9 protein-coding genes and 1 tRNA gene are annotated in these 13,802 nt (G+C 67.7%); 3 read left to right on the forward strand and 7 right to left on the reverse strand.

The genetic code is table 11. The features are described from left to right. Positions 1-142 precede the first annotated feature (142 nt). On the reverse strand, positions 143-1,126 hold the full coding sequence (locus RJ1_RS07445; RefSeq protein ID WP_083400652.1) for a TIGR00341 family protein: 984 nt from the start codon (positions 1,124-1,126) through the stop codon (positions 143-145). A 391-nt stretch (positions 1,127-1,517) separates the two neighbouring features. Here RJ1_RS07445 and RJ1_RS07455 point away from each other — a divergent pair, with 391 nt between their 5' ends. Beyond that, positions 1,518-3,413 (forward strand): alkyl/aryl-sulfatase, encoded by a 1,896-nt coding sequence (locus RJ1_RS07455; protein WP_073359322.1) that lies wholly within the window; start codon positions 1,518-1,520, stop codon positions 3,411-3,413. Positions 3,414-3,457: 44 nt separating this feature from the next. Here the strand turns inward: RJ1_RS07455 and RJ1_RS07460 are convergent, their stop codons facing one another. The 6 genes from RJ1_RS07460 to RJ1_RS07485 form a co-directional block, all read right to left on the reverse strand. After that, a complete protein-coding gene (locus RJ1_RS07460; protein WP_073359323.1) occupies positions 3,458-4,726 on the reverse strand; it encodes a zinc metalloprotease in 1,269 nt (422 codons plus the stop codon). Between the two features lie 23 nt (positions 4,727-4,749). Continuing rightward, positions 4,750-6,687, reverse strand: coding sequence for a DNA/RNA non-specific endonuclease (locus RJ1_RS07465; RefSeq protein ID WP_073359324.1), 1,938 nt, complete (start codon positions 6,685-6,687; stop codon positions 4,750-4,752). Positions 6,688-6,770: 83 nt separating this feature from the next. Then, a complete protein-coding gene (locus tag RJ1_RS07470; RefSeq protein WP_073359325.1) occupies positions 6,771-9,734 on the reverse strand; it encodes a CHAT domain-containing protein in 2,964 nt (987 codons plus the stop codon). Positions 9,735-9,748: 14 nt separating this feature from the next. Next, a complete protein-coding gene (locus RJ1_RS07475; RefSeq protein ID WP_073359326.1) occupies positions 9,749-11,149 on the reverse strand; it encodes a lipase/acyltransferase domain-containing protein in 1,401 nt (466 codons plus the stop codon). Positions 11,150-11,272: 123 nt separating this feature from the next. Beyond that, complete coding sequence (gene dcd / locus RJ1_RS07480; RefSeq protein ID WP_073359327.1) at positions 11,273-11,842, reverse strand: dCTP deaminase; 570 nt, start codon at positions 11,840-11,842, stop codon at positions 11,273-11,275. A gap of 9 nt (positions 11,843-11,851) precedes the next feature. Next, positions 11,852-12,520 (reverse strand): TetR/AcrR family transcriptional regulator, encoded by a 669-nt coding sequence (locus RJ1_RS07485; RefSeq protein WP_073359328.1) that lies wholly within the window; start codon positions 12,518-12,520, stop codon positions 11,852-11,854. A gap of 85 nt (positions 12,521-12,605) precedes the next feature. Here RJ1_RS07485 and RJ1_RS07490 point away from each other — a divergent pair, with 85 nt between their 5' ends. Next, positions 12,606-13,430 (forward strand): oxygenase MpaB family protein, encoded by an 825-nt coding sequence (locus RJ1_RS07490; RefSeq protein WP_073359329.1) that lies wholly within the window; start codon positions 12,606-12,608, stop codon positions 13,428-13,430. 96 nt (positions 13,431-13,526) lie between these two features. Then, a tRNA-Gly gene (locus RJ1_RS07495) sits at positions 13,527-13,597 on the forward strand. Positions 13,598-13,802 lie beyond the last annotated feature (205 nt).

Below are 13,802 nucleotides of genomic sequence, written 5' to 3' on the forward strand. Positions count from 1 at the left end.
TGAGCGTCGTCGATCCCCTCGGCGGCCGGATGCCGACTCGCCGCGCACGACAGCGAGGGAGCAACGAAACATGCTGCTGCCAAGAAATACTGACTGCTTCGACTCGTGCCGGTTCGGCGAAGGCGAGATAGGCGGCAACCGGTCACTCCGCCACGAGTCGAGCCCCGACGGTGTGCACCACCTGCACGTCCGGATTCCACGGGACCAGCGCATCGACGGATTTCTCGAGCTCGTCGACCGGCGGAAGCGTCTCGGGACCGAGTACCGCGACGGTCGCAGTGCCGCCCTGCCAGGTGACGTCGGTGACCTCGGCGCCGGGAGTGCCGGCGAGCCAATTCTCCGCTGCGGTGGAGATCTGCCGCGCCCACAGCGAGGACAGCGAGTTGACCACCATGGGGATCACGACCGCGACCAGGACCAGTGCCAGGACGGTATACGCGCGTCGCCGGTGCGCGCCGGTGGCGCTCCCGACCTCCCGGGCGTATCCCGCGGCGACGAGCACGGCCGTCGCGGTGATGACCATCGCCACGACATTGGACGCGAACAGCACGAACGCTCCCACAGCCAGCGACGGTGCCCCCGAGCCCAGGCACACCCCCACCACCGCGAGGGGCGGGACCAGGGAGATGGCGATGGCGACGCCGGGAAGTACGTCACCGACGTCTTTCCTCGCGACGGCGACGGCCCCGACCAGGCCCGTGGCCAGCGCGGCGGCCAGGTCCATCAGTGTCGGCGAGGTACGGCCGGTTACTTGCGAATTGGTCAGCACGTTCGTCGGATTCGGCAACACCTGCGCAAACACCATCCCCAACACGACGACGAGGGCGATGCCGGCGAGGACATAGAACAGGCTGTGCCCGATCAGGCGCCCGTTGCCGGCGGTGATGCCCAACCCCACCCCGAGAATGGGCGTCGACAGCGGCGCGACGATCATCGCACCGATCACGGTGGCGGTGGAATCACCCACCACACCCGCCACCGCGATCACGGCCGACAGCGTCAACATCACCCAGAAGGCGGAACGCTTGGCGTCCCGGTCGCCGACCGAGAGGTCGAGGCGTTCGCCGAGCTCGGTCAGCGTGCGACGGTGCCTGTCGGGAATGATCCCCAGGCGACTGGTCACCACTTTTCCAGCCGAGTCTGCGCCGATCCCGCGGCGGCACCTCCGGCCCACAGCCGTTTCGCGTCGACGGTGGGAGTGGCTGGTCTTCCCGGCTGGATCTGATTCATCGGATGGCTCCTTCCGAATGTCGGGCAGAGAGGGTTTCCAGACACGGTAGGTCGTTCGGATGGCTGAATTGTCATCCTCCGCGGGTGAAAGCGGATGGGCGGTTTGCGTGGTTTCACCCCTCTCGGGTGAGGTCACGTCGTAACCGGGGTGACACTGTGCAGGGTAAGTCCGGGTGCTGCGTTGGAGGAAGATCGCCGGCCGCGCGCCATGTGAAATGACCACGAGGTCGACGCCCGCGGACAGTTGCGGCCGGCGGAGGCCTGCGCGGCGCGGTGGAAGGGGTTCCATGTCCAGCCAGACAGATGCCACGGCGAGCGTGCACGGCGCGAACGGGGACGCGTTGCAGCAGCTCCCGTTCGGAGACGAACAGGATCTCGCCGATGTCGAGCGGGGGTTCGTCGCGGCTCTCGAGCCCGGTGTCGTGACAGGGACCGACGGAAAGGTGGTGTGGGACAGCGACGCGTACTCGTTCCTCGAGCAGGATTGCCCGCCCACGGTGCATCCGAGTTTGTGGCGGCAGTCGCGGCTGTGTGCGCGGCAAGGCCTGTTCGAGGTCACCGACGGTATCTACCAGATCCGTGGCCTCGATCTGTCGAACATGACCCTGGTCGAAGGCGACACCGGCGTCATCGTCATCGATCCGCTGATCTCCGCGGAGACCGCGGCCGCGGGGCTGTCGCTGTATCGGGCTCAGCGCGGTGACCGTCCGGTGACCGGGGTGATCTTCTCGCATTCGCACATCGATCACTTCGGCGGCGTCAAGGGGGTCACCACCGAAGACGACGTCGCGGCAGGGCATTGCCCGATTCTGGCACCGGCGGGTTTCGTCGAACACTCCGTCGCGGAGAACGTGTATGCCGGCGCCGCGATGGCACGACGGTCCGCATACATGTACGGGGCTGCGCTGCCTCGTGGGCCGCAAGGCGCCGTGGGGGCCGGGCTCGGCCCCACCACCTCGACGGGAACTCCCACCCTCATTACGCCCACCGTCGACATCGATCACACCGGCCAGACCGAGACCGTGGACGGAGTTCGGATCGAGTTCCAGCTCACCCCGGGCACCGAGGCGCCGTCGGAGATGAACTTCTATTTCCCCGACCGGCGAGCGCTCTGCATGGCCGAGAATGCCACCCATACGCTGCACAACCTGCTGACGTTGCGCGGCGCCCTGGTTCGCGATCCCCATGTATGGGCGAAGTACTTGACCGAGTCGATCAACCGGTACGCCGCCCGCACCGACGTGCTCTTCGCCTCCCATCATTGGCCGACGTGGGGAACCGACCGGCTCACCGAGTTCCTGTCCGTCCAGCGTGACCTGTACGGGTATCTCCACGATCAGACTCTGAGAGCGCTCAACAAGGGCGCCACCGGAATCGAGATCGCCGAGGCGATCGAATTGCCGCCGGCTGTGGCACAGGCGTGGCACACGCACGGCTACTACGGTTCGGTCAGTCACAACGTCAAGGCGATCTACCAGCGCTACATGGGCTGGTTCGACGGCAATCCCGCGAAGCTGTGGGAGCACACGCCCGTCGAATCCGCCAAGCGGCACGTCGAATTCATGGGCGGTGTGGACGAGACGCTCCGCAAGGCCCGCGAATCCTATGCCGCGGGCGACTTCCGCTGGGTCGCGCAGGTGCTGAATTACGTGATCTTCGCCGACCCCGGCAACGCCGAGGCGAAGGCATTGCAGGCCGACACCCTCGAACAGCTCGGGTACGGATCCGAGAACGGCACCTGGCGGAACTTCTTCCTCATGGGCGCCTACGAACTCCGCAACGGGTCTGTCGGTACGCCCATCGTCACTGCCTCCCCGGATATTTCGGCGGCACTGACGGTGGAGCAGGCCTTCGACGCGATCGCGCTGCGGGTCGACGGGCCCCGAGCCTGGTCTGCCGACCTCACCATCGACTGGAACATCAAAGATGAGGGTGTCGCACACCGAACTCAGCTACACAACGGGGTACTGGTGCACTTCGACGTCGACGGGGAGATGCCCGCACCCGATGCGGCGTTCACCCTGACCCGGCCGGACCTACTCGCGGCGTTGCTCGGCGGCAAGGACCTGGGCGAGATGATCTCGGGCGGCAGCGTCGAAGTGGACGGCGACGCCACCACGTTGACGGAGTTGGTCGGCTACCTCGACGCTCCCGACCCGGACTTTGCGATCGTCACACCGTAGTGCCGCCGAACCCCGCGACCACCTGAGCAGGTCTGGTCGCGGGGTTATTCGGAGGCGCCACCGAGGTCCAATTCGAGTCGGTCCTCCTCGAGCCGGACCACTCGAACGGTGCGCGGTTCCCCTGCCGCGGTGGTCACCTCGAGCCTGCCGTCGTCCGCGGACACCCACGTGCCCTCCCGTGCTTCGTTGGCGTCACCCCGGCCTATCACCCAATCGACGAACGAGCCGTCCGGCCGGAATTCGATACCGCCGCGCCCCCGCGCCCGCGGGAAGTCGTATCCGGCGGGCCGGTACACGCGGAGGCCGTCGTGGTCTTCCTCGAACGAATGCCCCCAGCGGCCGGCGGCGTCTCTGGCGAGGACGGCGGACGAGGCCGGACTCGCGGCCCGCCCGGTCCACAACTGCTTCCGGACCGTATCGAGGCAGGCACCCATCCGGGCGCCCTGCCCCTTGGTGAACATCACCATCCCGACGTCGTCGGTGTAGTCCATGTAGTCCATGAACAGGTCGCCGTGCGGGCCGTTTCCGCAGCTGACGTGGGGGAAACGCGGCATCCCGACGTTCTGTCCGCCCTGGTTGGGGGTGTCGGCGACCTCGTCGGAGCCGCGGCACCCGGTGCCGTCGTCACCCCAGATATGGAAGAGGTTGAAGTAGTGGCCGACCTCGTGGGTCGCGGTGCGCCCGAGGTTGAACGGGGCCCGAGCGGTGCCCGTCGTCCCGAACGCGGTGTAGGTGATCACGACGCCATCGGTGGCGACCGGGCCGCCCGGGAACTGCGCGTACCCGAGCAGTCCGCCGCCGAGCGCGCAGACCCAGATGTTCAGATATCTCGGTGTCGGCCACGGATCGGCGCCGCCGCTGGCTGCGGACTTGACGCCGTCGCCCTGGTCGAACGCCGTCACTTCGGTTGCGGTGCGGGTAATTCCGTTCGTGGGACGTCCGGACGGGTCGGTGTCGGCGAGGAAGAACTCGATGCCCGCGTCGCCGACCAGATGCTCGAAGACGGACGGGACGGTGTCCACGTCGTCGTTGGCGGCCCGGAAATCCTTGTTGAGCACCGCGATCTGGCTCTCGATCTGCGCGTCCGAAATGTTCTGCGCGACAGTGTTCGACACGACGTGCACCACCACCGGAATCCGCGCGACACCGCGGGCGGAGATCGACTGCAACGATTCCAGTTCGAGGGTCCGGTTCTCGATCTCAGACCGGGCGATCCGGTACGACTCCGATTCGGTCAACAGCCGGCGATGCACGTCCATCGCCCCGCACGTGCGGCGCGTGGGCGGATCGACGGGTGTTTCGTTGCTGCTCATGATGACGTGGGTCCTTTCCGGCGTCAGAGAACGAGGTCCTGGGGGCGAATGAGTTCGCGAGGCAGGGCGCTCGCCTCGATCCGCTCGAGCGGGTCTGCCGCGATGTACGGGTCCAGGCCCAGCCCGGTCAACTGGGCGATCCGCCGGACGGGAACCTGGAAGGTGCGGTACGCGCCGTAGGAGAACGCCTCCTCCCCTTCCGCGAACTCGTCGAGCAGCGCGGCCTGGCTGAGCAGATATCCCGTGACCGACAGCGCGCCGTCCTGCTTCACCATAGCCACCGTCTTCCAGAATTGGCGCGGCAACGACACCCCGCGATACTCGGGGTCGTCCGGCGCCAGAACGGGTCCGGTGACGACGCTGACGGCGAGATCGGCGGTCTCCGCGTTCTTCAGGACGTAGTCTTCGAGGCCCAGCCACAGTGTCTGGCCGGCGTTGAAACTGTGGTGCTGCGGGGCGCAATTGGTGAAGTGGAATGTGTCGTCGTTCGCGGCCTTGGCGAGGGGACCCCACGCCGGGTCGAGACGCCGCACGAGATGCCCGCGGTCGAGCGGGTTGTCGCGATACACCTCCTCCCCGGTCTGCTGTTCGGCCGGAAGTCGGGGGTCGAGGATCCATCGGTCGCTGTCGCGTCTCGGGCTCTGCGATTGTGTGCCGTCGATGTTCACGGCGGTGAACAGTGCGAGTGCCCGCTCGCGGTGCATCACGACGCTGAAGTGGTGATACTTCAACTCCGGTGACGCGACCGACGGCGTCCCGGGCTCCGGAAGCGGCAGGAGAACGCGGAGGAAGTTCGGGTCGTACCCGACGCGGGTGCTGTAGTTCGGGTCGATCGAGATCGCCTCGGGCGCAGCGTTTCGCCCGGCTGCCGGCGACTCGACAGATCCGAGGCGGACGATGATCTCGAGCGGCACCCGGACGGTCACTTCCTGTTCGTGTTCGACAGCCGCGGGGACCGTCGGTGCCGTCCGCTCCGCGCGGACGATGTCGTCGACGAGGCCGCGCGAGTGTGGTGGCAGGTTCTGGGCCCGCACGAATTCGAGGATCCGGCTGATCCGCACCCCCTCGTTGAGGAACCCGCCGAACTCGATGTGCTGCGGCGCCCGCACACTGGCGTGATGCAATGCGACCACCTCCCACTGATCATTAAAGACCGGTGAGCCCGAGGATCCGGGTTCCGTGTCCGCCGAGTAGTGCAGGAACCGTTCGGGAATGTCGACGATGCGGTTCTCCCGCAGGGCGATCTGCTTCTTGTCGCCGCGGGGGTGCTGCACAATGGTCACGAATTCACCGATGATGGCCTTGCCCTCCGCCTGGATCAGGGGGTTGAACCCGAACTGGGCGAGCGCGCCGGGCTCTGCACCGACGGCGACGAGGGCGAAGTCGCGTTCGCGGTCGGCGAGAAAGAACCGGGCCGGGTCGAGGGGGAACATCTGCACGGGGCGTGGCTTCCCGTCGACACCGTCCTGGTAGTCGAACTCGATCACGCTGCAGCGGGCGGTGTCCGCGTCCGGCAGCACGTGATGGTTGGTCAGCAGCAGGGTCGGCGAGACGAGGAAGCCGGTGCCGTAGCCCTGCAGAGCGCCTCGTGCGTCGCGGATGTTCACGCGCCCGATCGACCGTGCCGCGGCGACACCGGCTTCGAGGTACCGGGCGCCGACGAAATCAGCGGTATTGATGATCTTCTCGAGAACCTGATCGGGGATCGTGTCGGACTCCCACTCACCGGCCGCGTAGTAACGGCCGAGTCGGTCCACGCGTTTGGCGATCCGTTCGGGAGTGTCCGCCGCCGCGACGCCGCCGGGACCGTTGAGTGCGTCGACGTGTTCGCCTCGCTGCGGCGCCCGTTCGCGGGCACGCAGTTCGGCCGCGTCGTGTTGCCGTTGCCGTTCCGACGCGAACGTTCCGGTGGGCATCTCGCGCTGCGACTGCCCGTCTCCGATGCTGTCGACGATGGTCATGACGCTGTCCTCACGTAGGTCGGCCGCTCTGTGTTGTGAGGACGAGCCTCCTCGCCGCGTCCGCCCCGGTCATGCGTAGTCGGCTACTCGTTTCTGGGGCCGGCATCGTCGTCGGCGCGTTCGTACTGCTCGACGCCGTTCCGGACGACCCGTCGTATGCGGGTGCCGTCCGCGACGAGGCCGTCGAGCAGCGGGACCGCCAGTTCCGGACGGAGGGGGGTCTCCGCGAGGAGTTGCCCGAGTTCGAGTGCGTCGGACCCGATCGCGCCGACGAGGACATTGCGTCGCGAGGAGTTCAGTGCCGCCTCCACGTCGAGTCTTTTCGCGGTGCCGCCGCGCTCCGTCGGTATCGGTGCCGCCGTCTTCACCAGCAGCGCCCGGACCTCCTGCGCGGACAGGTCGCGGTCGGTCGCCCACACCAGCATTGCCGCGACGGCCACGTACAGCGCGGCGAACGTCGTGCCCTCCATCTCCGGCCGATCGACGAGGTGCTCGCAGGCCGTGTCGGTGATCGTCCGCGGCGCGTAGACGTCCGGTTTGCCGACATCGGGGTAGTACGGGGTTTCGTGGGTGAGTGTGCCGTCGTCCTCGATGGCGCCGACCGCGAAGGCGTCCGCGGTCCAGGCGGGATAGGCCGGCTCGTCCGAGTGGTCACCCGAGACGATCACGAGTCTTCCGTCGCTTCCCAGGCGGGCGATCACGGCGTTCTGCGCGTCCGAGGGCACCGCGTTGCCGTAGTCGAACACCAGGATGTCGGCGTCGGCCGCGGCTGCATCGGCCATCCACCGGCAGACGTCGCGCTCCGAGGGGACTCCGTCCGCGAAGGCCAGCTCCTGCGGAAGCAGTTCGGCCAGAGCCGATTCGCCCTCCCCCGTTTCTCCGGCGACCACCCGCCCCGGCACCCCGTGCTTGATGGCGCACTGGGTGACCGCGACGGCGATCTCCTCGCGTCGGCCCACGGTGAACGGGCCCGCCACCGCCAACCGCAGCGCGCGCCGCACCGGTGCCGCGGTCGCCGCGGCTACCTCCGGCACCGCGGTCTCGGCCCCGAAGAAGTCGGATCCGCTCGGTTCCGGTTCCGGGGTTTTCGCGGTACCGACGCCGAGTTGCCGGACGAGGTTCGGCAGCTCCTGCGGTTCGAAAGTCCCGTTCTGGGCGGCGAGATCCGCCAACTGCTCCCACAATTCGAGGTGCCGGACGTCGGTGTAGAGGCGGGAGAGGTCCTTCTCCGGGTAGCGGGTCAGTGCCGGCAGGTTGCGCCGGATCCATTGCCACACTTCCGGCCAGGACAGGGCGTCCAGGCGGATCGTGCGCACTTCCGAGGGTCGGAGCGGCCGCGTCAGTTCGGCGAGGTCCCCGGTGGTCGCCACCGCCAACCGCGCACACCCGCGCCGTTCGGTCAGGAGCATCAGCGCGCTGAGCAGATCGGCGGCGCCGGGTGTGTCGCCGAGGAGCAGATCGCCGTCGTCGATCACGATCGCGGCCGGGACTTCGGTGAGGTCGCCGAGCAGTCGCTCCCACCAGTCACCGGCACTGAATCTGCCTTCCCGCACGGTGCGCGCCCCGGCGTCCCGCATCAGTTCGGCGACGAGACGGGCGAGTTCACGCACCGGGTCCGGTTCCGCGAGAAGACGTTTCGCGCTGATGAACAGGAGCGCGATTCCCGGGTCGAGTTCTTCGAGAATCCGGTCCAGGAGGGCCGTCTTTCCCGTGGACGGCATTCCGACGACGTGGAGCAGGCGCGCGGACGTCTGCCCGGACAGCACATCCACCCCCTCACGCAGTTCCGCGAGCCGGGAGATGAACCGGAGTTCGCCCTGGCGGATGCCGAGTCGCAGTCCGATCCGTCGTGGGGCGGGCTCCGGCCGCGCCTTCGCCTCGGGGTCGATGATCGCGCCGGGTTCACTGCCGCCGACGAACAGGCACGGCACCGCCCAGTCGAGAAGCGGTTCGCCGCTGTTCTCGTCGCCGTTGATCGCGAGCCGGGCCAGCCGCAACGCCTCCGCCACGGGTTGCCCGGCGGTCAACGCCTGGTAGAAGAACCGCGTCAGCAATCGCTCCGTCCGGAAGGGCAGCACCGCCTGCATCCCGATCACCATCGGGCACGCGTCCCGCACGCAGATGTCCGCCGACGACAGCGGCCCCGGCCACGGGTCGTCGTCGACGACGCCGTCCGGCGCGCGTGCCGTCTCACAGCCCGCGAACACCGCCAGCCGAAGGTCCGGCAGTTGCTGCAGCAGCAACGCGAATTCCTGGCTGGGCAGCAGCATCCCGCGGCCGTTGCGACGCTCCAGCTTGAGCCCGTCCGGATTGGCGTGGCCGAGGTAGTGGAAGAGGTGAAAACCGCGTCTCTGCATGCCCATTCGACTGCGGAGCCGTTCGACCGACGGGCGGTCCTCGACCACCACGCGGAGCAGGCCACGGTCGATCAGCGGCTGCAGTTCCGACAGCAGGCTGCGTTTCTCGGCATACAGGTCGAACGGGGCCTCGGCATCCTCCGGACCCACCCGCAGGGGGCTCGACATCACCAGCAGGAGATTGAGCGGCGGCTCGATCGGGGTCTGCCGAATCGGGTAGGTGCGGGACCGCCCGGATCGCACGACGTGGACGTCGCGGGCCATGGCGAGGAACTGGTCGGGTCGCTGCGGATCGAGCAGCAGCTCCCACGGCCAGGCGCACACTTCCTGCGGCGCGGCGAGGACACGCACGAGGAGCTGAGTCCCCGACGTACCCGCGATTCCCCGGCTCTGTTGCAGCAGCGTGACGATGTCGGGGACCCCGAACACGAGGTCCGTCAACACCTTCCCGACGTCGAGTGCGTGGGAGGCCGCGTCGGTGCGCGCATGCCGGACGGTGTCGGTGAGCCAGTCGGACGGCGCGTCGACCGTCTTGCCGGTGACGTCGTTCGGCAGTTTCCATTCCGGGACGGATCGCCGCACCGCGAACACCGAGCCCATCCGCGACTGCGCCGAGAGCCAGACGTGGTCGCCCGCCCGCAGCACGCTGATCTCCAGTTCCTCGAATCCGGGTGCGGTCTGCGGTCTCATGTCTCCGCGCTCCTCTAGACGTCGACCGACCGGGCGATCTCGTCGAGGTCGACCACACTCGCGACGTCGGTCACCGGATGCACCCCGGGGGCGTGCACGGTGATCCGGTAGTCCTGGGCGGTGAGCCCGTCGAGGCTGGTCCGCTGCCAGCCGTCGACGGTCGTCGACAAGGGGTGCTGCCGGCTCGGACCGCCCGCGACGGGCTCGACCGTCGCGACGAGCCGCGCGGCCTCGGCACCGGTTCGCGCTCGGATCACCAGCGGCTCGGCGGTGGTGACGTCGTCGACGAGCAGTGCAACGGATTCGTTGACCGCCGGAAACACGTTCGGGGGCGCCAGAACTGCGGTTGTCAGGATGCCGCCGACGTGGTCGAGCACCGGGTCGTCGTTCTGCAGGGATCCGTGTTTCTGGCTGAAGAAGGCCGCGTTCTTCCATCCCGTCATGAGTTCGTGCGGGATCGACGACAGTTTCGGCACGGTGCCGTCGCCGCCGCTCTCCCCCGGTCCGCGCACGGTGAGCGTCTCGACCTTGTCCCCGGCGAGCCGGGCGGCCCACTTGGTGGGCTGGAAGTCGCCGATCACCGGACGGATGTCGTAGCCGTCGTGTCCCGGCTTCAGCCGCTCGTCGACGGCGTCGCGCAGGTCCCGGTGCAGGCGCACCGCCGCAGCCATCCGGTCGGCGTCGAGACCGGTCCCCGACCAGTCGAGCTTCTCGTGGTCGAGCGCGAGCCACGACCCGTCGTCGCCCGCCATGCACCGATACGACGGCAGCAACTGGTAGGCGGAGGTGAACGAGCGGATCAGCGCACTGAGGTCGACGGTGAACGGACCCCAGCCCTTGCGGAACCCGTTGACCAGGAATTCGAGCGCGTTGACCGAGCCAGAGTACGGGGTGCCGAACGTGACGAGGGTGCGGGTGTCACGCCAGCCGTCCAGCAGTTCGAGGAAGAGGCGCGCGACGATTCCGCCCATCGAATGGCACACCAGGACGAGCTTCGCGTCGGCATTGCCCGACGTCTCGCGCCACCGCGACAGCCACTCGTGGGATCGCCGGGCCAGGGCGCGGGCCGCCACCCGGTTGTCGCGCCGCCAGTCGTAGGGGAACTCGAAATAGTTGTCGCCGGGGACCACCCCGAACCGGCGGACGACGTCGTTCCGGAACTTCGTGTAACCGTCGATCTTCCAGTCCAGCCCGGGAACGAAATGGAAGTCCGGGACCAGCCGGGTGGCGACGACGCCGTCACCGAGGTCGTCGAGGTCCGGATCGTCCCCGTCGAGTTGCAGGCGTTTGATGTTCCCGCCCAGCGACAGCACACCCGCCAGCGCGGCTCCCGGTGTCGGCGCCCACACGTTCTTGCCGTCGCGGGCGAGGACCGACCCGCCGATGCCGGGCAACAACACGACTACGTCTTGCATGGCGGCCTCCGGGATCGAACGCCCAGGAGAGGGCGGCTTCGAATCCCAGTCTTCTCTCACCCGCCGCAATACACACGAGTAGCGGACCACTCGGTTTGCAGTTTTTTCGCCGGGTCGCGGGGCTCAGCGCTGCGCGAAGTTGAGGTAGGCCTTCGACGGCGTCGGCCCGCGCTGGCCCTGGTACTTGGAGCCGACGGCGGAGCTGCCGTACGGGTGCTCCGCCGCGCTCGACAGCCGCAGCAGACACAGCTGGCCGATCTTCATCCCCGGCCAGAGGGTGATGGGCAGGTTCGCGACGTTGGAGAGTTCGAGGGTGATGTGCCCGTTGAAACCGGGGTCGATGAACCCGGCCGTGGAGTGCGTCAGCAGTCCGAGACGGCCGAGCGAGGACTTGCCCTCCAGGCGTCCGGCCAGGTCGTCGGGCAGCGAACACACCTCCAGCGTGGATCCGAGAACGAACTCCCCGGGGTGCAGGACGAACGGCTCGCCCTCGGCCGGCTCGACCAGCGTCGTCAGCTCGTCCTGCCGCTGAGCTGGGTCGATGTGCGTGTAGCGGGTGTTGTTGAACACCCGGAACAGGCTGTCGAGGCGGACATCCACGCTCGAGGGCTGGACCATCGAATCGTCGAACGGGTCGATGCCCAGACGTCCAGCGGAAATTTCGGCACGGAGATCGCGATCGGAGAGGAGCACACGTAGAGGTTAACGGGTGTGGATGGCCATCGAGAGCAGCAGTTCGGTGCAGGTGTCCACGAGCTCGTCCTCGGGGAGGGTCACGGTGCCGTTCAACCATGCCGTCAGGGTCTGGGCCAGGCCGCCGACCATGAAGTGCGCGGCGAGGTCGAGGCGAGGGCTCTCGGCCACCTCGTAGTACCCCACCGTCTGCTTCGTGACCAGGCCGGCGAAGAGTCGCGAGCTGTCGAGGCGACGCTGCGCCAGCACCGCGCTCGACTGCGCCACCGAGAACATGAGCCGGCCGTGCCGCGGATCCTCTCCGACCTCCCGCACGATGTTGCGGACCCCGGCGCGCACGATGTCGCGTTCGCCCGGCCCGGCGTTCGACACGGCGTCCAGCGTGCTGGTGGCGATGCGGTCCACCACGTGGTCGTAGACGGCGACGGTGAGCGCATCGCGGTCGGGGAAGCTCTCGTAGAAGTAGCGGGTGGCGAGCCCGGCCGTCTTGCAGACCCCCCGCACCGTGAGGGCGTGGTCGCCGTCCGCGCTGCCGAGCAGGTCGAGTCCGGCCTCGATGAGCTGGCCGCGGCGTTCCGACCGACGCTGATCGATCTCCTGGCCGCCGTAGACGCGCCCGCCGTCGCTCGTCGAGTTTCCGCCCTTCGCGTTCACCGGTGCGGTAGCCATGCGGACCATCTTTCCACTCCCCTCTGGACGGCGAACATATATGTGAGTACGGTCGTATTCAGATAGCGAATCCGTGGAGGGAGAAGGAGCGAGAATGTCGACGTCACTCGAGGTACCGGACCGTCTGGACCAGGTCATGGACGGCGCCGGACTGCTGGCAGGCGCCGCGAACATCATCATGCAGCTCGCCCATCCCGGCGTCGGGTACGGCGTGTACGAGAGCAAGGTCGAGAGCGGCCAGCTGTTCAAGCATCCGATCAAACGGTCACGCACCACGCTGACCTACCTCGTGGTGGCGGCCCGCGGCACCGACGAGGAAAAGGCGGCCTTCCGCAAGGGCGTCAACCGCGCCCACGCCAAGGTGCGCTCCACCCCCGACAGCCCCGTGCAATACAACGCGTTCGACCCCGAACTGCAGTTGTGGGTGGCCGCCTGCATCTACCGCGGATTCGAAGACGTCAACCGCGCCCTGCACGGCGACCTCTCCCCCGCAGCCTCCGCGTTCTTCTACAAGGAAGGCGCCACCTTCGGCACCACCCTCCAGGTGCCACCGGAAATGTGGCCCGAAGACCGCGCCGCATTCGAGGAGTACTGGAACAAGGCCCTCGACAAGGTGTCGATCGACGACACCATCCGCGCACACGTCCTCTCCATCGCACGCCTCGAATTCCTGCCCGCCATCGTGTCCCGCCTCTTCGGCCGGCTCAATATGTTCTTCACCAACGGCTTCCTGCCCCAGCAGTTCCGCGACGAAATGCACCTGACGTGGACCGCCGACGACCAGAAGCGCTTCGACCGCACCCTGCGCACCATCGGCGCCGTCAGCCGGCGCATCCCCGTCCGCATCCGAGAGTTCCCGTACAACGTGCTCATGTTCGATCTGCGACGCAGAATCAAGGCCGGCAAACCTCTCGTATGACCTTCGGCGTGTGGCGTCGGGTAGTCCGGATCACCATCTGATAATGTTTCCGCCGCAGGGTGTTGGGCCTGCCTACGGGCGCCCAATATCGTGCGCGCCGATGTAGTTCAATGGCAGAACATCAGCTTCCCAAGCTGAATACGCGGGTTCGATTCCCGTCATCGGCTCACCACCCACCTATTAGGCCCGGGATCGGATTCGGACCCCTATTTCTGCGCATTCGACGCTGTGACGCCCGCTTCTTCGGTCGGTGTGCGAGACGTTCGACGCTGTGGGGCGGTGAATCTGGCGAACCCGTGCCTGATAATGGGTCATTTTCGACGGGTGGTCGAGGTCAGCTACCGGGATCCGTGGATTCCGGCGGCGGGGCGG

Source organism: Rhodococcus jostii NBRC 16295 (genome assembly GCF_001894825.1).
GTDB lineage: Bacteria > Actinomycetota > Actinomycetes > Mycobacteriales > Mycobacteriaceae > Rhodococcus_F > Rhodococcus_F jostii.